Source organism: Convivina intestini, assembly GCF_003096575.1.
Taxonomy (GTDB): Bacteria; Bacillota; Bacilli; order Lactobacillales; family Lactobacillaceae; genus Convivina; species Convivina intestini.
Map to the genome: position 1 here is coordinate 68,849 of NZ_QEKT01000006.1, position 22,069 is coordinate 90,917.

Annotated in this window: 21 protein-coding genes and 1 tRNA gene; 3 read left to right on the top strand and 19 right to left on the bottom strand. The window is 42.0% G+C overall.

Annotation, left to right across the window (positions count from 1 at the left end; all coding sequences use genetic code 11):
* The first annotated feature begins 212 nt into the window (after positions 1-212).
* Positions 213-1,352 (top strand): LCP family protein, encoded by a 1,140-nt coding sequence (locus tag C7384_RS05755; protein WP_089938981.1) that lies wholly within the window; start codon positions 213-215, stop codon positions 1,350-1,352.
* Positions 1,353-1,373: 21 nt separating this feature from the next.
* On the opposite strand, the gene trpS is transcribed toward C7384_RS05755, so the two are convergent.
* Positions 1,374-2,390, bottom strand: coding sequence for a tryptophan--tRNA ligase (trpS, locus tag C7384_RS05760; RefSeq protein WP_089938983.1), 1,017 nt, complete (start codon positions 2,388-2,390; stop codon positions 1,374-1,376).
* A gap of 140 nt (positions 2,391-2,530) precedes the next feature.
* Here trpS and C7384_RS05765 point away from each other — a divergent pair, with 140 nt between their 5' ends.
* Complete coding sequence (locus C7384_RS05765) at positions 2,531-3,529, top strand: ketopantoate reductase family protein (RefSeq protein WP_089938985.1); 999 nt, start codon at positions 2,531-2,533, stop codon at positions 3,527-3,529.
* Between the two features lie 44 nt (positions 3,530-3,573).
* On the opposite strand, the gene C7384_RS05770 is transcribed toward C7384_RS05765, so the two are convergent.
* The 17 genes from C7384_RS05770 to C7384_RS05850 form a co-directional block, all read right to left on the bottom strand.
* A tRNA-Glu gene (locus tag C7384_RS05770) sits at positions 3,574-3,645 on the bottom strand.
* Between the two features lie 136 nt (positions 3,646-3,781).
* The gene (locus tag C7384_RS05775) at positions 3,782-4,228 is read right to left on the bottom strand and encodes a F0F1 ATP synthase subunit epsilon (protein WP_089938987.1); all 447 of its coding nucleotides are present in this window, start codon (positions 4,226-4,228) and stop codon (positions 3,782-3,784) included.
* Between the two features lie 14 nt (positions 4,229-4,242).
* Entirely contained in the window at positions 4,243-5,643 is a 1,401-nt protein-coding gene (gene atpD / locus C7384_RS05780) for a F0F1 ATP synthase subunit beta (RefSeq protein ID WP_089938989.1), read from the bottom strand.
* Between the two features lie 63 nt (positions 5,644-5,706).
* Complete coding sequence (locus C7384_RS05785) at positions 5,707-6,615, bottom strand: F0F1 ATP synthase subunit gamma (RefSeq protein WP_089938991.1); 909 nt, start codon at positions 6,613-6,615, stop codon at positions 5,707-5,709.
* 15 nt (positions 6,616-6,630) lie between these two features.
* Positions 6,631-8,148, bottom strand: coding sequence for a F0F1 ATP synthase subunit alpha (gene atpA, locus C7384_RS05790; RefSeq protein ID WP_089938993.1), 1,518 nt, complete (start codon positions 8,146-8,148; stop codon positions 6,631-6,633).
* Between the two features lie 12 nt (positions 8,149-8,160).
* Complete coding sequence (gene atpH, locus C7384_RS05795; protein ID WP_089938995.1) at positions 8,161-8,703, bottom strand: ATP synthase F1 subunit delta; 543 nt, start codon at positions 8,701-8,703, stop codon at positions 8,161-8,163.
* Positions 8,704-8,714: 11 nt separating this feature from the next.
* Positions 8,715-9,224, bottom strand: a complete 510-nt coding sequence (atpF, locus tag C7384_RS05800) for a F0F1 ATP synthase subunit B (RefSeq protein ID WP_089938997.1) — start codon at positions 9,222-9,224, stop codon at positions 8,715-8,717.
* A gap of 24 nt (positions 9,225-9,248) precedes the next feature.
* Positions 9,249-9,476, bottom strand: a complete 228-nt coding sequence (gene atpE / locus C7384_RS05805; protein WP_089938999.1) for a F0F1 ATP synthase subunit C — start codon at positions 9,474-9,476, stop codon at positions 9,249-9,251.
* Positions 9,477-9,581: 105 nt separating this feature from the next.
* Entirely contained in the window at positions 9,582-10,307 is a 726-nt protein-coding gene (atpB, locus tag C7384_RS05810) for a F0F1 ATP synthase subunit A (RefSeq protein ID WP_089939001.1), read from the bottom strand.
* Between the two features lie 222 nt (positions 10,308-10,529).
* Positions 10,530-11,804 carry a uracil-xanthine permease family protein gene (locus tag C7384_RS05815; protein ID WP_089939003.1) on the bottom strand — a complete coding sequence of 425 codons (1,275 nt, stop codon included), beginning with the start codon at positions 11,802-11,804 and terminating at the stop codon, positions 10,530-10,532.
* 66 nt (positions 11,805-11,870) lie between these two features.
* Positions 11,871-12,584, bottom strand: a complete 714-nt coding sequence (gene gpmA, locus C7384_RS05820; protein WP_089939005.1) for a 2,3-diphosphoglycerate-dependent phosphoglycerate mutase — start codon at positions 12,582-12,584, stop codon at positions 11,871-11,873.
* A 103-nt stretch (positions 12,585-12,687) separates the two neighbouring features.
* Positions 12,688-12,888 (bottom strand): cold-shock protein, encoded by a 201-nt coding sequence (locus tag C7384_RS05825; RefSeq protein ID WP_089939007.1) that lies wholly within the window; start codon positions 12,886-12,888, stop codon positions 12,688-12,690.
* 161 nt (positions 12,889-13,049) lie between these two features.
* Positions 13,050-13,718 (bottom strand): DUF4811 domain-containing protein, encoded by a 669-nt coding sequence (locus C7384_RS05830; protein ID WP_089939009.1) that lies wholly within the window; start codon positions 13,716-13,718, stop codon positions 13,050-13,052.
* Positions 13,715-15,226, bottom strand: a complete 1,512-nt coding sequence (locus tag C7384_RS05835; protein ID WP_089939011.1) for an MDR family MFS transporter — start codon at positions 15,224-15,226, stop codon at positions 13,715-13,717. The genes C7384_RS05830 and C7384_RS05835 overlap by 4 nt, the downstream gene beginning before the upstream one ends.
* Positions 15,227-15,307: 81 nt before the next feature.
* On the bottom strand, positions 15,308-15,997 hold the full coding sequence (locus tag C7384_RS05840; protein WP_089939013.1) for a type I pantothenate kinase: 690 nt from the start codon (positions 15,995-15,997) through the stop codon (positions 15,308-15,310).
* Between the two features lie 2 nt (positions 15,998-15,999).
* Positions 16,000-18,363 carry an RNA polymerase recycling motor HelD gene (helD, locus tag C7384_RS05845; RefSeq protein ID WP_089939015.1) on the bottom strand — a complete coding sequence of 788 codons (2,364 nt, stop codon included), beginning with the start codon at positions 18,361-18,363 and terminating at the stop codon, positions 16,000-16,002.
* A 119-nt stretch (positions 18,364-18,482) separates the two neighbouring features.
* Entirely contained in the window at positions 18,483-19,700 is a 1,218-nt protein-coding gene (locus tag C7384_RS05850) for a phosphoglycerate kinase (RefSeq protein ID WP_089939017.1), read from the bottom strand.
* Between the two features lie 466 nt (positions 19,701-20,166).
* Between C7384_RS05850 and C7384_RS05860 the strand changes: the two genes are divergently transcribed.
* The gene (locus C7384_RS05860; protein WP_089939021.1) at positions 20,167-20,865 is read left to right on the top strand and encodes a helix-turn-helix domain-containing protein; all 699 of its coding nucleotides are present in this window, start codon (positions 20,167-20,169) and stop codon (positions 20,863-20,865) included.
* A gap of 151 nt (positions 20,866-21,016) precedes the next feature.
* Here the strand turns inward: C7384_RS05860 and C7384_RS05865 are convergent.
* A partial coding sequence (locus C7384_RS05865; protein ID WP_116585379.1) for an LPXTG cell wall anchor domain-containing protein occupies positions 21,017-22,069 on the bottom strand: 1,053 nt, incomplete at its 5' end.

Sequence of the window (22,069 nt, forward strand, 5' to 3'; positions counted from 1 at the left end):
ATTAACCACCGAAATTTATCGTTATTTTTTGTTGAAAACAACATCCTAATTGCCTACCCCTCAAAGGTTTTTACTTAGGTTATTCTAGCATGAAACTGATACAGGACCAAAATGACTGAACCATCAAACTTAATCACTTTTTTGAAGCTACTTCCAGGCTAATTTATGTCATAATGGAGTTTAGTTATAATTTCAGTTAGAGGGTAAATGTCATGGCGGAACAGCAACCATTATCACGGGTCCAAAAGAAAACTACTAATAAATTGTCCAAAAAACATTGGCCCTGGTTTAAGCTATCATTGTTCGTTTTCCTGATTCTATTTGCTCTCTTTTTCCACTCTACCGTTCATCAGTTACAACGTACGGTTGCAAAAACCTATGAGTCATCCAACATTACCCATCAGCGTTCCCTGTCAACTCTTCTTAAGAATAAACAACCGGTTAATATTTTGCTGATGGGAACCGATACGGGTGAACTCGGTCGAACTGATCGCGGCCGGACCGATTCAATCATGCTCTTAACCTTAAACCCTCAAAAGGGACAGGTTACCTTAATTTCTATTCCCCGTGATATTATGGTTTCGATTGTAGGCTATGAAGAGTACTTTCCCCAAAAAATGAATGCAGCTTACGCCTTTGGTTCAACCGGTGCCACAATTAAAACCATGGAAGCTTACCTAAATGTGCCCATCGATGGCTATGCGCTAGTTAATATGGGTGGCTTAGAAAAAATGGTCGATAATGTTGGTGGTGTTACCATTAAATCCCCCTTAAGCTTCCAATACAGTCAAGAGACTGCTCATGATCATGGCCCCAACTTATATCGTTTCCATAAAGATAGTAGCAATTATGAGCACTCCAACGATGACGGCAAAACCTGGTCAGCTACTCGAACTAGTCTAACCGGTGACGCTGCCCTCGCCTTTTCTCGGATGCGTTACGACGATCCCAATGGAGACTATGGCCGTCAACAACGGCAACGGATTGTGCTTGAAGCCTTGTTAAAGCAAGCGACCCGTCCTAACGTTATTTTTAACCAAAAAATGATGAACAGCCTTAGTCATAGTATCCGAACCGACATCACCTTTAATCAACTCCTATACTTACTCCAGGGTTACGGTCAGACTAAAAATAATATTCAGACCGAACACATGCAAGGTAAAGGTGAGGCCGTTCAAAGTGGTGGGACCGCAGTTAATTATGAAAAAGTTCCTGAAAGCGAAAAGGAACGGATTACCAATCTAATTCGTAAACAACTCAACCTTAGCCCCGCCCAAACCGGTACAACTTACGGTGGCCAGCTACCTAATCAACAAGCTAAATCAACAAGCACCAGCAAAAAGGGTTCCTGATAAACAGGAACCCTTTTTAATTTATCCAAAATAATCAACACCAATCGCTGAACGAACTTCTTGCATCGTTGTTTCAGCCACTTGATTGGCTCGTTGTGAACCGTCTTGCAACATTTTCAAGACCGCTGGCAAATCTTGGGCATATTCAGCTCGACGCTGACGAATAGGGGCTAATTCTGCTTCCATAACATCCATCAAATGTTTCTTTAACTTCATGTCCCCTAAACCACCGGCCTGATAGTGATCCTTTAATTCTTGTACGCGCGCTTTATCAGAATCAAAAATATCTAAATAGGTAAAGACCACGTTGCCTTCCACATGCCCTGGGTCATCAATATTAATATGCAAGGGATCAGTGTACATTGATTTAACTTTTTTAGCTAAGGTATCCGCATCATCACTCAGATAAATACCATTGTTCAATGACTTAGACATCTTAGCATTGCCATCAATACCCGGCAAACGCCCCTGTCCCTTAGGTGGGAAAACCCCCGTTGGTTCAACCAGAACATCCCCTGGGTAAGCATTGTTAAAAGAGCGAACCAGTTCCCGAGTTTGTTCAATCATTGGTTCTTGATCATCCCCAACCGGCACCTTCGTGGCTTTAAAAATAGTAATATCAGCTGCTTGTGATACTGGATAGGTTAAAAATCCAGCTGGAATACTTTCACCAAAAGCCTTTTGCTGAATTTCAGACTTAACGGTTGGATTACGTTGTAACCGGGCCACACTAACCAAATTCATAAAGTATTCGGTCAATTCGGGCAAACCATGGATTTGCGATTGAACAAAAATAGTACTTTTATGAGGATCCAAGCCGACTGCTAAATAATCTAAGGCGACTTCAGTTAGAGACTGCTTAATTTTTTCAGGGTTACGAGCATTATCCGTAAAAGCCTGAGTATCAGCAATCATAATAAAAGGCTGATATTGGCCACTATTTTGCATGGCTACCCGATTTTTAAGAGAGCCAATATAGTGTCCAATGTGTAACTTACCGGTAGGTCGATCACCAGTTAAATAAATTTCTTTCGTCATTTGTACAATTCCTTACTTGAGTGATTTCACTGTTCCATTATACCCAAAAGCTACTTTACTTGCAGTTGGCATTTATAATTGTTAGAATTATTAAGAAAATATTATTTATTTTTAATGTAAGTACTATAGGAGGCTTAATTATGAAGTATACCGTTGTAGGTGCTGGGGCAATGGGCTTGCGTTATGGACTTTTATTACAAGAAAAAGCCGGTTTAGATGTTGAATTCGTTGAACCTACTGCTGCTAGCTTAGAGAAAATTCATTCACAAAACGATCAAGTCTGGCAATCCCGTGATCAAAAGGGCCGTCATCAAGTACCAGTTAAAATTTTTTCACCTGAAGAATACGAGGGGGATCCGGATGTATGGATTTTCTTTATGAAGCAAATGCAACTAGCTGATACTTTAAAACGTGTGGCGCCTAAATTCAAAAAGCATCAGACTGCTCTAGGTGCTATGAATGGTATGGGACACATTGAAAAGTTGCAAGAGTACTTCGATGACGAACATATCATTGGTGGAACCGCCATGATTGCAACGATTTTAAATGATTATGGCGATGTTGATTTTATGGGAAAAGAAGGTGCCGGATCGTCAGTCTATGCCAATCTAACTGAACAACGCTCGGCCGTAATGGACCAACTCCAAGAAGATTTCCAAGCAGCTAATTTAAACCCATCCTATAGTGATAATTTCATGGGCACCTTGTTAACCAAGGTATTCTTTAATGCCGTTGAAAATTCTATCGCCACGATGTTCCAATCACGCATGGGACAATTAATGGCCTATGATAACTTCTTGGAAGGAATTGCCCGTCCCCTAATTAATGAGGCTTATGATGCCGCTGAAGCAGCTGGCATTACCCTCTTAGAGAGCCGAGATGACATGGTGGCCCAAGTTGATTATGTTTCCCGTGTTGCTAATCCACTGCATTTTCCATCAATGTATCAAGACTTTGTCAAGGGCCGTCCCACCGAAGTAGATTATATTAACGGCTGGATTGCTGATTTAGCTGAAAAGAATGATGTTCAAGCACCTAATCAACGTTTTGTTACCAACCTAGTTCATTTAGCTGAAGAAATGCGTCAATACAATCCGCCAGTTAATAAATTAGCTCCTGAATACCGTAACGCTCAATAGATGTAAACAAAAAAGTCGCAATCAAATGATTGCGACTTTTTTAGTAGCTCGTGAGAGAATCGAACTCTCGATTCCGCCGTGAAAGGGCAGCGTCTTAGCCACTTGACCAACGAGCCATGGTCAGTGTTGTCTTAAACAACTATTACATCATACCAAGGATCAAATGGTTGGTCAAGTAAATTCCCAACATTTATCAGAAAAGTTTTCAAAAATTGAAAGTAAATAAAAAGGACTGCTGAGCAGTCCTTAAAATTAGCGTCCTGAATTAACAGAAGCTACTTGAATTCGATTAACAGCTCGCATTAATGCTACACGAGCAAGTACGATTTCATGTTGATTTTTAATCTCTTGGGCATGAGCCAAACGGGCTTCAGCACGTTCTTTAGCACTCTTAGCACGAGAAACATCAATTTTATCCGATGTTTCAGCACTATCGGCAATCACAGTTAGAACACTGTTAGAAAATTCAGCAATCCCACCATTAACAGCCAGTGGTAAATAACGGCCATCTTTTTTAATCACTAACTCACTAATCGACAAAGCTGCCAAAACCGGCACGTGATTGGCCATCACACCGACTTGACCTCCCTGGGTATTTAGAATAGCTAGTTCCACACCATCTTGGCTATACATATCTCCTTCGGGCGTTACGATTTTAACCGTAATCCCCTTTGACGCTGTATTCTTTTCATCTGCCATTAATCAGTACCCCCTTATTGGGCCATTGACTTAGCTTTGTCAACTACTTGTTCAATAGCACCAACGTTACGGAAGGCATCTTCAGGCAAATCGTCATACTTACCATCTAAAATAGCCTTAAAGGAACGCACTGTTTCAGCAACGGGTACGTACTCACCCTTTACACCCGTAAAGGTTTCGGCAACTGAGAAAGGCTGTGAAAGGAAGAACTGAATCCGACGAGCACGATTAACAGTAATCTTTTCATCGTCTGACAATTCATCCATTCCCAAAATCGAGATAATATCTTGCAATTCACGGTATCGTTGCAAAGTCCGTTGGACTTCTGTAGCAACTTCGTAATGTTCTTGGCCAACAATATCAGGGGTTAAGGCTGAAGAAGTTGAGGCCAATGGATCCACCGCTGGGTAAATACCTTGCTGAGTCAAGGCACGTTCCAAGTTAGTCGTAGCATCCAAGTGAGCAAAAGTTGTTGCTGGAGCCGGATCAGTATAATCATCGGCTGGCACGTAAACCGCTTGAATTGAAGTAATCGCACCCTTTTTAGTAGAAGTAATTCGCTCTTGCAAACGGCCCATTTCAGAAGCCAAAGTTGGCTGATAACCAACGGCTGATGGAATACGTCCTAGCAAGGCTGAAACTTCAGAACCAGCTTGAGTAAAACGGAAAATATTATCGATAAAGAGCAAGACGTCCTTACCTTCGTTATCACGGAAACTTTCAGCCATGGTTAGACCCGTTAGAGCCACACGCATACGAGCTCCAGGAGGCTCATTCATTTGTCCATAAACCATGGCAGTTTGCTTCAAAACTCCTGATTCATCCATTTCGTGATACATATCGTTACCCTCACGGGTACGTTCACCAACACCAGTAAAGACTGAAATACCATTGTGTCCTTGGGCAATGTTGTGAATTAATTCTTGGATCAAAACGGTCTTACCAACACCGGCACCACCGAACAATCCAATTTTTCCACCTCGAACATAAGGTGCTAACAAATCAATAACTTTAATTCCAGTTTCTAGAATTTCAGTTGAAGTAGTTAATTCATCATAGGCCGGAGCATCACGATGAATAGAATGCCGCGGAACTGAATCGGGAATAGCACCAGCATTATCAACTGGCTGACCCAAAACGTTAAAGACCCGTCCTAGGGTTGCTTCACCTACAGGCACTTCGATTGGTTTTCCAGTGTCAGTAACTGACATTCCACGTTGTAGTCCGTCAGTTGAATCCATGGCAATCGTTCGAACGACACCGTCGCCCAATGCCAAGGATACTTCCACAGTCAATGTCTTATCTTCGCCGGTATGAATCAACAAAGCGTTGTTAATTTCCGGTACAAGACCGCCCTCATCAAAGGCAACATCAACAACTGGACCAATCACTTGTACGACTTTTCCAGTAGTCATGGTTATTTCCTCTCATTTTGTGGCTGTCCAACAGCCCTTAATCTTACCAAATCAGCTAGTCGTCTATTCTAGAGCAACCATGCCACCGGTAATTTCAGTAATTTCAGTAGTGATTTGAGCTTGACGAGCACGGTTATACTGCAAACCTAAACGACTAATCAAATCATCAGCACTATCAGTGGCTGATTTCATAGCGGTTGAAGAAGCAGCGTGCTCAGCTGTTTTAGCATCCAAAACCGCTTCATACACTAAGCTTTGCGCAAATTGAGGCAAAACTACATTTAAAACGGCATTCGTATCAGGCTCAATTTCGTAGACACTATGAACGTTGTACTCTGACTTTTGTGCCTCGTTACCGCCCATGCGAGCTAAAGTATCAGCAGTTAACGGTAGTAACTGCACATCACGGTACTCACTGGTCAAGCGATTAACAAAGTGGTTATAAACCACGTGCAAAGCATCAAAAACTTCGGCATCATACAAGTCAATCACGGTCTTTAAAACAGAACGAATTTCATTAAAACTTGGTACATCAGAAACGCCCCGGTGCTCAACAGCTACGTTAAATCCGCGCTTTTTGTAGAAATCAGCCCCATTACCACCAACCGCTAAGATGACAGTGTTGGTAGTATCAAGTGACAGTTTTTTCATCAAGTCATTGGTTTGTTTGATGACATTGGCGTTATAAGAGCCCACCAAACCACGATCAGAGGTTATCACCAAAATACCGGTCTTTTTAATATCCCGTTGTCCAATCAAGGGAATATGTTTGGCATCGACGTTGTCTAATAGATGGGCCGCAACTAAGTGCTCAACCACAACCTCCAAGCGTGATGCATAGGCATGATAACCACTACCACTACGTTGAATTTGACTCAACTTAGCTGTTGAAACCATTTGCATAGCTGACGTAATCTGACGCGTTTTTTTAGTCGATGAAATTCGACGCTGAATATCTTGCAAAGAAGCCATCAACAACGCCTCCTTTTATTGTTGAGCTGATGATGCAGCAAAGCCGGCTTTGAAGCCTTCAATCGCCTTTTGCATACCAGCATCTTCAGGCAACTGCTTAGTGGTTACAATCTCTTCCAGCAAATCGCTGGCATTAGCATCCACGTAAGCAATTAATTCATCTTGGAAACGTTGAATATCTTCAATTGCAACATCATCCAAATAACCATGTGTCAAAGCATAAAGTACAAACACCTGATGTTCAACAGACATAGGTTGGTGCAAAGGCTGCTTAAGAACTTCAACTGTACGACGTCCACGGGCTAACTTAGCCTGGGTGGCTGAGTCCAAATCAGAACCAAATTGAGCAAAGCTTTCCAATTCACGATATGAAGCTAAGTCCAAACGCAAAGTTCCAGAAACCTTCTTCATTGCTTTAATTTGGGCATCTCCACCAACACGAGAAACAGATGTTCCAGCATCAATAGCTGGACGAACACCAGCATAGAACTGGTCGGCATCCAAGAAAATTTGTCCATCAGTAATGGAAATAACGTTGGTTGGAATATAGGCTGAAACATCTCCAGCTTGGGTCTCAATGATTGGCAAAGCTGTCATTGAACCACCACCCAATTCATCACTTAACTTGGCTGCGCGTTCTAGCAAACGTGAGTGTAGGTAGAAAACATCCCCAGGATAAGCTTCACGTCCAGGCGGACGACGCAAAATCAAGGATATCTCACGATAAGCCGTAGCTTGCTTGCTCAAATCATCAAAGACAATCAAGACATGCTTGCCGTTGTACATGAACTCTTCACCCATGGCCGCCCCAGTATAAGGTGCCAAATATAGTAGTGAAGCTGATTCAGAAGGGCCGGCATTAACCACAATGGTGTAATCCATGGCACCCATTTGACGCAAAGTTTCGACTTGTTCACGAACAGTTGAATCCTTTTGACCGATTGCCACATAAATGACGATCATGTCTTGGCCTTTTTGATTCAAAATTGTATCCACAGCTAGCGAAGTTTTACCGGTCTTACGATCACCGATAATTAACTCACGCTGTCCTCGTCCAATTGGAACCAAGGCATCAATCGCCTTAATTCCAGTTTGAAGAGGTTCTGACACCGATTGACGTTCCATAACGCCGGGTGCCTTAACTTCGACTGGACGAGTCTTAGTTGTCTTCAACTCACCTAATCCATCAATGGGCTGTCCAATTGCATTGACAACCCGCCCAATAAGTTCTTCACCGACGGGCACTTCCATAACGTGTCCAGTCCGCTTAACTGTATCACCTTCACGAATACCAGCTGAATTACCTAAAACAGTAATACCAACTTCACTCGTTTCTAGGTTTTGAACCATTCCGTATTCGCCATTGGCAAACTGCACCAATTCACCGGAAATAGCATTGGCCAAACCAGTAGCTCGGGCAACACCATCACCAATATAAGTAACGGTTCCAACCTCTTCAACAGTTAGCTTTGTGTCAAACTTTTCGAGCTGTTGCTTAATTAAAGCAGAAATTTCTTCAGCTTGAATAGCCATTCTCTTTCCTCACTAACCTAATAACTGTGCCTTCATTTGAGTAATTTTAGTGCGTAAACTACCATCAACTAATAATGACTTAGATTGCATAATCACACCACCAATAATGGTAGGATCAACTTGATAGGTTGGATTGAGCTGCTTAGCCCCGCTATGACGGATAAAGGCCGCTTCCAACTTCGCTTTTTGATCCTGCTCTACTTCTAAGGCGGTGATGATATCAACATCAACAATGCCTTGGCTTTGCTTATACAAATCTAGGAAATCATCAATAATTTGGTCTAACAGCATTAAACGTCCATTAGCCATTAAAATCCTTAATAGATTTTGAACGCTAGGAACTGCTGTTTTGGTCAAGGTATTAACTAGCTGATCTTGATTTTTAGCATCAAGTTCGCGTGAGGCCAGGGTTACTAAAAGCATTGGTTGCTCTGCAATCACCTGTTTAAGGGCTGTTAAATCAGCCACAACCTCATCGCTATTATGTTGTTCAGCTGCTAATTCTAAAATTGCCTGGGCGTACTGGTTAACAATTTGACGTGTCTTTTTTGCCATCCCAATACTCCTTACTTATGGTCTAAATCTGCGATATAGGCGTCAATTAAAGCCCGCTGATCATCAACAGATAGCTCCTTTTGCATCAACTTTGAAGCAATTGCCACCGAAAGGTTAGCCACTTCACTTTTAGCACCGGCAATAGCGTCAGCTTTCATCTTGGTTGCGTCTGCTTGAGCTTGCTGATGAATACTATCAGCACGTTCATTAGCCTTTGCTAAAGCGTCTTCACCCTGTTTTTGGGCACTTGCTTTAGCGCTGGCCACAACTTCGCTAGCCTGCTGCCGAGTTTGGTCAAGCTCGTTTTGCCGTTGCTCAACCAATTGCTCAGCCTGTTGACGTGATTCCTCTGCCCCATCAAGGTCAGAAGAAATTTTGTCGGCTCGTTGATCCAAAACCTTAGTTAGTGGCCCAAAAGCCACCTTTTTAAGGATAACCATCAAGACAAGGAAGGCAACAATGATAAACAGCATATCACCCAATGGCATTTCTTTTGCTGCTAATAACGTTGTTCCCAACATGATTTTCCTCCGTAGTACTTTGGTTTACTTACCCATCAAGATGAAGGCAAACACAATTGACAAAATTGGCATAACTTCGACCAAAGCAACCCCCAAGAACATACGGGACAAAAGACGTCCTTCAAGTTCTGGTTGACGGCTCATACCAGCTAAGAATTGTGAAATTAAAACACCGTTACCAACACCACCACCGATGGCAGCTCCTGCTGCGGCAAGGCCGGCGGCAATAACACCTAGATTATGCAAATCCATTAGACTTCTCCTTTAGATATAAATATGGCTCCTACCATAAGTTACTGTAGTGTGGATGATAACGCTCCCGCGTGACTGTGATAGTCTCATAAATAGTCCTAATGACTACTCATTTCCCGACAATTGGGCAATGAAGACACCCGTCAAGATGACAAAGACGTAGGCCTGGATGGCACCGATAAAGAGTGAAAATCCTTGCCAAATCATTTCTAATGGTAAGGCTAAGATGGTCAAAAATCCGTTGAAGTGCCCGGGCCAAGCCATACTACCGGCAATCAAGTTCAAGAGCATCTCACCGGCAAAAATATTACCAAATAGACGCAACGATAGCGTCAAGAAGTTAGCCAACTGCTCAATAATATTGAGGGGTAACATCCAAGAATATGGTGTTAGCAGCATATTCTTAAGGTATCCACCCAAACCAAGTTCCTTTACACCAATACCATGGGCAATGGCTAAGGTCATAATGGACAAGGTCATTGTCACAATTGGATCAGCAGTTGGAGACTTCATGTAAGTTACGCCGTCACCCATTTTAATCTGTAATAGCAACCCAATTTCGTTTGAAACTATAACAAAGAAAAATAAAGTGAAAGCATACAAGCCAAACTTACGGGCTAAATCTTTGGGGAGTTGCCCACCGATAATACTGTTGGAGAAATCTAACATCCACTCCATAGCATTTTGTCGTTTATTTGGCCTGACACTTGGTCGGCGGCTTAGAAAAACCGCAATCGCAACCACAATCGCCATCGAAACTAGGGTTGAAATGATAATCGACCAATCGAAAGTCAAACCTAAGAATCGAAATGTTGCCGTTGGTTCATCCATGCGTTCGCTCCTTTCTTAATTTAATATTTGGCGAACACCTTTGACCAGCAATCCGTCAGAATATAAACCAATGATACGCCTTGACTTTTTTAAATTCAACAGCAAAAAGATAATTTCACAAGAAAAAATACCGGTACGAAAGCCGTTAGAGAGGCATTGGCAAATCTTTAACAAATATTTAAAAAGCATATAAAAAAGCTTGATAAATCAAGCTTCACATAACTATTCTCTCTCGCTGGCCGCCACCTTAGGCAACACTAAATTCAAAACAATTCCAAGGACTGTTGCTAGAGCAACCCCTGAAAAATCAACCTGACTACTTAATTGCAAATGAAAATTACCAATCCCAATCACTAAAATCGGGGCGGCAATCATTAAATTCCGCTTTTTACTGTAATCAATCTGATTATTCACTATAACTTGTAAACCAGCAGCGGCAATTACACCATACAACATGAAACCAACCCCACCGGTTACAGCACCAGGAATAGTACTAATTAAGGCGGATAACTTACCAATAAAACTAAAGATAACTGCCAAGAAAGCTGCACCACCGATAACCCAGACAGAGTAAACCCGGCTCAATTGCATGACACCGATATTTTCACCATAAGAAGTTACAGCGGGTCCGCCAACCAAACCAGCAGCGATGGAAGCTGCTCCATCACCAGTCAAGGTCCGTTTCAAGCCAGGATTTTCAAAAAAGTCATGGCCCGTAATTTTTGACAAAACCATCAAATGCCCCAAGTGTTCCGATAAAGTAACTAGGGCCAAAGGTGCCATACTAAGCACGGCAGCTGGATAGAAAACAAATCCCCGTTCATCTAAGAAAGATTCAAATTTAGGCATTTGGAACCAATGGGCTTGGCTAACAACTGACAAATCAACTAGTCCAACCGCCAAAGCCACTAAGTAGCCAAAAATAATACCCAACAAAACAGGCAAAAGTCCTAAAAAACCACGCAAGAACATGTTAAAGGCAATCGTGGCCAACAGCGTAGCTAGAGCCACCACAAAAACCTTTAAATCATAGTGTCCGTTCAATTGAGTAGCTGAACTAGCGGCGGCTCCGGCCAAGCTCAAACCAATTACCATAATAACTGGCCCCACTACAGCTGGTGGAAAAATAGCATTAATCCAATCCGTACCAGTAAAGGTCACGACCAAAGCAACAATTAAGTAAACTACCCCAACGGAAATGACTCCTTGGGCAACGGCTGGATAACCCACAGTTTTTAAAAGTGAAGTCATCGGAATAATAAAGGCAAAACTAGAACCCATATAGGCCGGAATTCGTCCACGGGTGATTAAGATGTGGATTAAAGTACCAATTCCGGATGAAAAGAGGGCCACACCCGGATTTAATCCAACTAGCAAAGGCACTAAGACCGTTGCACCAAACATGGAAAAAAGGTGTTGTAAGGACAACCCAAACCAAGTAAGAAAAGGTGGACGTTCATAGAGATCATAAACCGGCTTATTGCTTTCTTCTGACATAATTTTCCTCGATTTTAACAAGAGTGCAGTAAAAAACCTGCCAATGGCAGGCAGGCTAAGTCAATATTACTTGGTCAAAACTTTCTTTGATACGATTGACAAATCATCATCCAAATCGTAAACAATTGGTTGACCGTTAGCAATCTCAACACCCAAAATTTCGTCATCTGAAATTTGTTCCAAATGCTTAACAAGAGCACGCAAAGAGTTACCATGGGCACCGATAACCACGTTCTTACCGGCCTTTAAGTCCTTAGCAATGTTTGAATACCAGAAAGGCAAAACACGTTCCAAGGTAATCTTAAGGTTTTCACCCAAAGGTAGGTCCCCATAAGGTACATCAGCATAACGGCGGTCAAAAGCAGGGTAAGTCTTGCCTTGAACAGTCACTTCAGGATCATAGCTATCCAACATTGGTGGCAAAACATCGTATGAACGACGCCAGATATGAACTTGGTCATCGCCCCACTTTTCAGCAGCTTCGGCCTTGTTTTGTCCTTGCAATGCACCGTAATGACGTTCATTCAAGCGCCATGACTTAGTTTCAGGAACGTAAAGCTGACCAGCTTCTTCGAGGGCCAAATGAAGGGTTGTGATTGCTCGAGTCAACACTGAAGTATAGGCTTGATCAAACTCAATTCCTTCTTGTGCCAACAATTCACCAGCATCCTTAGCTTGCTGAATACCCTTGTCAGACAACTTGGTATCCACCCAACCATTGAACAAGTTCAAAGCATTCCATTCACTTTGACCATGTCGAATTAATACTAACTTAGCCATGTTTTTAAAACTCCTTAGTCTTTGTTTACTTGTTAATTATACTGCAAAATAAACAAAATTTCAGCAAAACAAAAAGCCTAGGAAAATTCCTAGGCTTTAAATATTAATCTTTAACGATGTTAGTAGCTTGCAAACCACGGTCTGAGTTTTCAACTTCGAAAGTTACTGACTGACCGTCTTCCAAAGTCTTGAAACCGTCACCTTGGATAGCTGAGAAGTGAGCGAAAACATCTTCACCGTTTTCACGAGTGATGAAGCCGTAACCCTTTTCTCCGTTAAACCACTTTACTGTTCCTTTTTCCATGATTGTTCTCCTTTAGGTGTATCACCAAAATAATGTAGTTGTAATTAAAAATAATTGGTATGACGCCTTCCGAAAAAAACAAATCAAAATCAAAAACTTAAATTACTATCGTTAGTATAGCATGCTTCCAAAGAGAGTACAAGTGCTCCCTTGAACAAAGACTAAATATTCAGTGTCGCTTTGATTTGCTGTACCTGTTTGATGCCCGCTTGATCAGGATCACTTTGTGCCAGTTCAGCTAAGGCTTCTTGCTGTTGAGCTAAAGTCGCCTTTTCTTCATCAGTCTTAGGCGTTATTTTAGCCTGTAAAGTTTTAGCTTGCTGAGTTGTCAGAGCAATCCAGTTCTGTGGCAACTGGTAGGTAACTTGGCGCTTTTTTAACTCACCATCATTGCCAGCAATGTTAAACATCAACTTCCAGAAATCATTTTTATAGACGTAGCACGTATCCTTAGTAACCCGATAAGCTTGATTACCAGCAATTGCTTGACGATTAGTCGTCATCGTCAAATCAGGTTTAACAATGGTGGGCTTTTGATCTTGTTCATGCTGACGATAAATGTAAACATTTTCTTTTCCAGAAGTACCAACCGGCTGATACAACAATACGCCATAGCCCTTGGAATTAGTAGCTGAGTACATCACGCTTTTATGCGTGGTAACTTTTGTTTCCATGCCAAAGTGGTTGGCCATATTAGCCGTAATCAGACCCACTGATAAAATGATACCTACGAAACCGATGACACCGCCAATAACATAGGCCTGTTTATCTAAAAACATCAAAGAAATAAAGGCTAGTGCCACAAAGAGAAATAGAATCAATAAAATCATGCTTTTTCCTCCTCAGGTTCAGCAGCAGTTACCTTACCCTTGTGTAAGAAAAAGGCCAGGATGAAAGCTACTAGGACAAAACCAGCCGCACACAAGAATGACGCATGGAAACCAGATAGACCAGCATTCAGCATCTGCTGAGCATATTCCAACGGATCCTTGATTTTCAAGCTACTGGTAGGCGTATGGTCATTAATTACGGATTGCATGATAGAAGATAGTACCGCTGTCCCTAGGGAAGCAGCTACCTGACGAATCGTGTTGTTGACGGCCGTTCCCTGGGCAACTTGATTTTGTCGCAAAACTCCCATGGCTGATGAGGTTAGCGGCATCATAGTCAAAGCAATTCCAGCCATCCGTAGCATATACAAGGTGGTGATGAAAACTGTCGGTGTCGTTTCAGTTAGTTGGTAAAAGGGTACGGTTCCAATGAAAACCAAACTAAATCCAAAGATAACCAAACGACGGGCCCCGTGCTTATCGTATAGATAACCAGCTAGTGGGGACAGTGCCCCCATCATCAATGCTCCGGGTAAGAGCGTCAAACCTGAATTTAATGGACTTAAACCACGTACACGTTGCATGTAAATTGGCAAAACCATTTCCACACCAATCATGGCAATAAAAGCCAACGAAACTAAGATGGTCGTAATGGTAAATTGACGATTTTTGAAGACTGAAATATCTAAGAAAGGCACTGCCATGCGTGACTGATGCCAAGCAAATTCTGCAATGACTAGCAGTCCCAAAAGCATTGGCAAAATTACCCAAGTAAAACTCGTCCACCCATGATCGGAAACCATAGCTGATCCAAACAGAATCAAGCCAAATCCAAAGGTAGATTCAATTAGGGATCGTACGTTTAACTTCACATCACGTGTAGGTAAAATGTTTTTAAAGTAGACAAATGAAATTAACAAAACGGCAATCGCAATTGGCAACACCAAAATAAAGATTGAACGCCAGTTACCGGCAATTGTTAAACCTAAAAACGTGTGATCTTGGTCAAGAATCCAACCTGATAGTGTTGGGCCAAGGGCTGGGGCCATTCCAATAACTAGACCAACCATCCCCAAGGCTTTTCCACGTGATTCTTCACTAAAGAGGGCCAAGGCAACAACCTGCATCAAAGGCATTACGATTCCAGCTGCAACCGCTTGTAGGGCTCGAGCAACCATCAACAGCCAAAAAGCACTTGTTGGTGTCACCACTGCAATCAGTGTCCCAACAATATAGATGAGTAGTGCTGATAAATATAAAAATTTTGTGGGAACACGGGTATTAAGGAAGGCCGAAACCGGCACCATAATGCCATTAACCATCAAAAAAATAGTAGTTAGCCACTGGACCCCTGCTGAATCAACCTTAAACGCTGTCATCAAACTAGGTAAAGCAGTCCCCAATGAGGTCTGCATCAAAATAATAACGAAAGAACCGATTAACAAAAGGGCCATCATGGCAATTTTATTAATTGGCTTCCCGTTCATGTCTTTTAGTTCACTGGACATGTTGATTCCTCCTAAAAATTAAAAAATTACACAATGGGTAATTGTACACCAAAGTGTAATTATGTCAACGTATTGCAAATCTTATTGATTAATCAGTCGATCTGGTTGATGCCATCGATCCAAATGAACCAAAACATCAGCCTGCTGACGGCTAGGTCCAATATAATCATCCAAGTTCTTTTGATTTGTTGTTTCCCAAACCGCTAAGGCCAGGTTTTTAAACTGTTCTAATGGCATATTACGATATTGATACCGCCAACTCTTAGGATTATCAGTAGCACTTAGCGTAGCCATAATGTTGCGGCTAAGATACCAATTTTTAATATGATCTAAATCAGCATCTAAATAAATACTAAAGTCCCGTTGGTTACTGGGCAGCTGCAAGGCCACCACTCCTTCGACAATCAAGATATTCGGACGAGTAATTATCTGCCGTTGATCAGGTACAATATCGCCAAAATCTTGCTCATAAAGCGGAATTTCAACCTGAGCCTCACCGGATTCAAAGGCCTTCAACATACCTACCAAATGGTCTAAATGATAACTAGCTGGAAAACCTTTTTGTTCAAAAATACCTGCTGTTGTTAATTCCTGGTTGGTATATAGAAAATGATCACTACTAACTACCTGACAATCCAGACCCCTATTACTCAATTTTTCGGCCAACTGTTCTGCAAAGCTACTTTTACCAACGGCAACTGAACCACTAAGAGCCACCACAAAAAAGCGTTGCTGATATTTAGCTAAAATTTGATTAACTAACTCATCCATGATTATTCCTCTTGGTATAAGTCCTGCGGTAAATCAGTCAATAGGGGCGACATTGTCCCTGTACCAATCAAGGTTAAGCGATGCATCGCCCGCGAGGCCACCGTGTATAGCAATTGGCGCTGATTTTCACTGTGATAATGTTGGGCATCGGCTTGCCAAATAATAACGGCGTCAAATTCCAAACCTTTGGCTAAATAAGACGGTAAAATAATAGCGCCCGTGACCAAACGTTGGTTCTCAGAGTGAATCAAGGTAATGTCGGTATCTTGAAGCTGCTCGGTTAATTGACGAGCATCGGCTAAGGATTCGGTGATAACAGCAGTTGATTCCCGATCGGCCTGGTTTTGACTCAACTGATGACGTAAAGCCACTAGTGCCTCTTGGTTATCGGCATATAATTTAATGACTGGTTTCTCTCCCTTACGATCAAAAGCCTCAATCCGTTGACCATCTTTCAAAATGGCCTTAGTAAAGTCCGTGATTTGTTGTGTCGAACGATAAGTCTGATTCAATTCAACCCGATGCACCTTATCTCCATCAAATAGTTGAGAAAAATCATCTTGTAGGTCTTGGGCATTTTCATGCGTAAAGATAGCCTGATTCAAGTCACCTAAAACTGTAAATTTGGCCAAGGGGAACGAGAACTTCAAAAAGGCCAGTTGTAAGGGCGTATAATCCTGAATTTCATCGATAAATAGGAAACGAATATCCCGCTGTCCGTGTTTACCAGTTACTAAATCATAAAGATAAAGATAAACCGTAGCACTAGCTAATGAAATCTCGCCATTTTTCAGACTAGCAATCACCTTTTGAACGTATTCGTGCCATTCAGCCACACTAAGGTTAAACTGCGTCAAATCCAGATAGTCAGGTACTTGATTTAAAAAGTCAACAAATTGGGCATTAATATTCAAAAAGGCTGCCCGACGGATCTTACGAGCCAAGGGCCGTAATTCTCGAGTCACGATTTGCTTCCCCAAGAAATGGCGTTCAGCCTTATCACTGCTGAATTCGCGCTCCTGAAGGCCCTGTCCCAATTGATTAATCCGCGTTTTAGCCGCCGCATCCCCTTCTTGGTCATCGCCAAGACGGCTACGACCGGCGCCAACTAAATCGTCATATTCTTGCTTAGATAAGTTTTCAATTGCTTCTTCAACCCAATCCTGACGAATTTGCACACCAACTTGGCTCCGTAAAGAGCGCATCAGGCTTTCCTGAGTAGCTTCTAGGCGTTGTGACAAACGGTAATTTTGATTGTAGTGGTAGTAAATTTCGGCGATTTTTTCTTTACGAATTAAAGACTCCCCATGGAACATTAAATTCCGTAAACGAATTCCTCCTTGATTAAGGCTATTGGCATAGGTATTAATCGCTTGATACATCGCCAAGCTACCCATTAATTGGTCAATTTTAGGATTTTTACCTTGATCTTCAAAACGTTGGTTTAAATTTTCCACTTGAAAACGTGGCAATCGACGGGAAGCGTACTGATAGAAAGTCATTTGAACCAAGTTCTGCTCACCTAATTCTGGCAAGACTTGGTCCACATAATCATTAAATAACTGATTGGGGCTAAACAAAACCACCTGTCCACTGGTTAATTTTCCCCGGTAACGGTAAAGCAAGTACGCCACTCGTTGCATAATGGCAGCCGTTTTACCAGAGCCAGCTGCCCCCTGGACAAAGAGTAAATCCGCTTCAGTATCACGAATGATTTTATTTTGTTCTTTTTGAATGGTGGTGACAATGGACTTCATCTTTGTTGAAGACTCGCCAGCTAAGGCATTGACCAGCATGGCATCGCCAATGGCTTCTTCGGTATCAAAGAGTGTCACAATTACACCATCTTCAATTTCGAATTGACGTTTCAACGTAACTTCAGCTTCTTGCGGACCGGCTGGTGTCAAATACTCAACGTCCCCAATACCACCATCATAATAAATAGAAGCGACCGGTGTCCGCCAATCATAGACTAAAAAGTTATTATCATCATCGCTAAAAGAAGCTAAACCAATATAAATCGTTTCGCTTGGCGTATCTTCCCCATTTTTCTCTTTAAAATCAATCCGAGCAAAATAAGGCTTTTTAATTTGTTTCACTAGAGTTTCGTAACGTTGTTGCGAACGTGATTTAGAATTTTCACGCTCGGCTAAAAGCTGTTGTTGCTGCCGAACTGACATAGCTGTTTCGATTATGCCCGAATAAGTATCGGTTTTGATGCGAACATCATCCCACCCTTTGGCGGCATCATTAATATTTTTATTTGATTGTTTAATCGCCGCTTTAGTATGCGCGATGGCTGTTTTTATTGCTTTAAGAGTCTTCTTTAAATATTTCTCTTCTATCACTCGAATTGGCTGATCCACAATAATCACCTCTACCCTTAAAATATGTTCTCACAATTATACGCTTACCATTCGTAAAGATAAAGCACCATGATTTGGGCATAAAAAAACGCCCGAAACGGACGTTGTAAAAATTAAAATTACTTATTAGTAAGAGATTCGATTCCAGGTAAAGGCTTACCTTCAAGGTATTCCAGTGAAGCACCACCACCAGTAGAGATGTGCGAAAGCTTATCAGCCACACCCAAAGCTTGAACAGCGGCAGTTGAATCACCACCACCAACGATAGTTGCCCCACCATTTTCAGTAACCTTAACTAGTTCGTTACCGATAGCCAAGGTTCCCTTAGCGAAGTTAGGCATCTCAAAGACACCCATTGGACCATTCCAAACTACTGTCTTAGCATCAGACAACACTTCTTGGAACAAAGCGATTGACTTTGGTCCAATATCCAATCCCATGTAGCCATCAGGAATACCAGCTGCACTATCAACAATAACTGTCTTAGCATCATTGTTGAAAGCATCAGCAGCAACAGCATCAACGGGTAGGACTAGCTTGTCACCAGCTTCTGCCATCAATTGCTTAGCCAACTCAACCTTGTCCGCTTCAAATAGAGAATTACCAATCTTGTTTCCCTTAGCAGCATCAAAGGTGTAGGCCATACCACCACCAACGATAACCTTATCAGCCTTGTTCAACAATGCCTTGATAACTTCAATCTTATCTGAAACCTTAGCACCACCAATAATGGCAACGAAAGGACGCTTAGGGTTAGCAACTGTTTCGCCAAGATACTTGATTTCCTTTTCCATTAAGAAACCAGCAGCGGCTTGGTCAACGTTACTAGCAATTCCTACGTTAGATGCGTGGGCCCGGTGGGCTGTTCCAAAGGCATCATTGATAAAGATATCATCACCTAATGAAGCCCAGTACTTACCCAATTCAGGATCATTACCAGATTCCAACTTTACATACTCGCCATCCTTAACGTCTTCAAAACGAGTGTTTTCAACCATTAAGATCTGACCGTCTTCCAAAGCGTTAACCGCAGCTTCTAATTCTGCGCCACGAGTCTCAGGGATAAAGGTAACGTCCTTACCTAGCAACTCACCCAAGTGCTTAGCAACGGGTGCCAAAGATAATTCTTTCTTATCATCTTCAGTTTTAATCCGTCCCAAATGTGAGAATAAGATAGCGCGACCATTGTGCTCCAAAACATACTTGATAGTTGGTAGCGCGGCAACGATTCGATTATCATTACCAATCACACCACCCTTAATGGGCACGTTGAAGTCAACTCGCATCAAAACTTTCTTACCTGCAAGTTCCAAGTCAGTAACTGCTAACTTTGCCATAAAAGCCTCCAAAATTTATTTAATTTGACAGCACCATTATAAAGCAAAAAACAATTGTTGTCTTGTTTTTGCAATGAATTGAGCAAAAAACGGTTTTATTTTTTATCTGATTCCGGTAGGCCAAGTACGAAGAATAGATCCACTGGAATACTATACTTAGAAACTAGCAGCCGTACCTCCGACAAACGAAAATCGGAACCGGTACCATTTATTTTTTTATTAATATAATTGCTGCTGGTTTTTAACGTTTCCGCCAGTTCTAGCTGTGATAGGTGGTTGCGGCGCAACCACTTTTTTAACGCATAATAGGGCTCTCTCAACCTTTTAGTCATTATATAGTCCTCGCTCTTTCTTTATGTTCCTTTCAAGGAACAGCTTTATTTTACCTATACTTTTAAAGACTGTCAACAGTAATGTTCCCCAAACGGAATAATTATGTTATAATTATTCCCTCAGGAGGAATAAAATGACATTTGGAAATATCATCAGAAAGGCTCGCGTAAATTGTGAATTATCACAAGAACAGTTAGCAAAAGAATTAAACGACGAATTTCATACCTCCATTAGTAAGAGTATGATTTCTCGTTGGGAACATGGCACCGATATTCAGATGTCTTACGTACGAATTTTAGCCAAATATTTTAAAATGTCACCGAGCGAAATTTTAGGTCCTGATCTTACAGCTCTCTCTCCGACAAGATTGGCTGAAATTGAACAACAGCTTAGTCCAAGTAATCAACAAGAACTGCATCGTTATGCAAACCAGTTATTACAAGCAGAAAAGAAAATCATCCCTCTTGATGCCAATAAAAATCGTGTCCAAATTTTAGGTACGGTTTCGGCCGGAACTGGCCAATACTTGTTGGATGCAGAGCCAGAATGGGAAAGCTTTACAGGTCATATGACTCTCCATGACTATGCTGTTCGCATCAGTGGTGATTCCATGGCTCCTCGTTTTGCTGATCAACAGGTTATTTTAGTTAAAAGAACTAATCAGGTACATTCTGGTGAAATTGTAATTGCCAACTATGATCAACAGGCTTACGTTAAGCAGTATGTTGATGATGAAAATGGTCGCCGATTAGTTTCCTTGAATCCTAAGTATGCTGATCTACCAATTAACGATCAGCACGAAGTAATGATTTTAGGTCAAGTCGTCGAATAATAAAAAGCAAAGAGGACTAGCTAGTCGTGCTAATCCTCTTTATTGTTACGTAATACATGTTGCTACTGCTTTATTAGATTACAAAAAGCCCCTGGATTTAAAATCCAGGGGCTTTTGCCATGCTTGGGGTTAAAAAGTAATGCTTATTGTCTTACTTTTCTTCCTCTTTCTTGCGCTTTGAACCAAGTACACCTAGTGACAAGGTTGCAGCAGCTAAGCCGATTAGACCAGCAGCTGATTGGTTATCGCTGTCTTTACCAGTATTTGGCAAAGCACTGTGTCCTTGTGCTTTCGCATTCGAAACAGAAGTTGAAAGAACAGGACTCAAGCTTGTTGATGTTGAGTTTGGTACTACCTTACCGTGAGCCGAACTCGTTGATGTTGAACCAGCAGCCGAGGCTGATTGACTCATTGATTCAGAATCAGACATTGAGGCTGGATCGTTGGCCTTTGACTTTGAAGTCGAAGCTGATTGACTAGCACTCGTTGACATTGACGTCGAACCAGCAGCCGAGGCCGACTGACTCATTGATTCAGAATCAGACATTGAGGCTGGATCGTTGGCCTTTGACTTTGAAGTCGAAGCTGATTGACTAGCACTCGTTGACATTGACGTTGAACCAGCAGCCGAGGCTGATTGACTCATTGACTCAGAATCAGACATCGAGGCTGGATTGTTAGCCTTTGACTTTGATGTCGACTGGCTAGCGCTTGTTGACATTGAGCTAGAAGTTGACTGACTCGTTGATGTCGAAGCAGAAGCTGAAGCCGGGTTGCTACCGTCCTTTGAAGTCGATGTTGAAGCCGACTGGCTAGCGCTTGTTGACATTGAGTTAGAAGCTGACTGACTCGTTGATGTCGACGTTGAAGCCGATGTCGGGTTGCTACCATCCTTTGAAGTCGATGTCGAAGCCGACTGACTTGCGCTTGTTGACATTGAGCTAGAAGTTGACTGACTCGTTGATGCCGAAGCTGAAGCCGGATTGCTACCATCCTTTGAAGTCGATGTTGAAGCTGACTGGCTTGCACTCGTTGAGGCTGAGTTTGAATCGGGATTATTGCCACTCTGAGACATGGAAGCCGATTGACTAGTTGAAGCAGAAGTACTGTCAGACTTTGAATTTGAATTAGATTCTGAAGTGGACGTACTTGCCGACATCGAGGCCGACTTGGATTCAGACTTTGAATCAGAGATCGAAGTCGA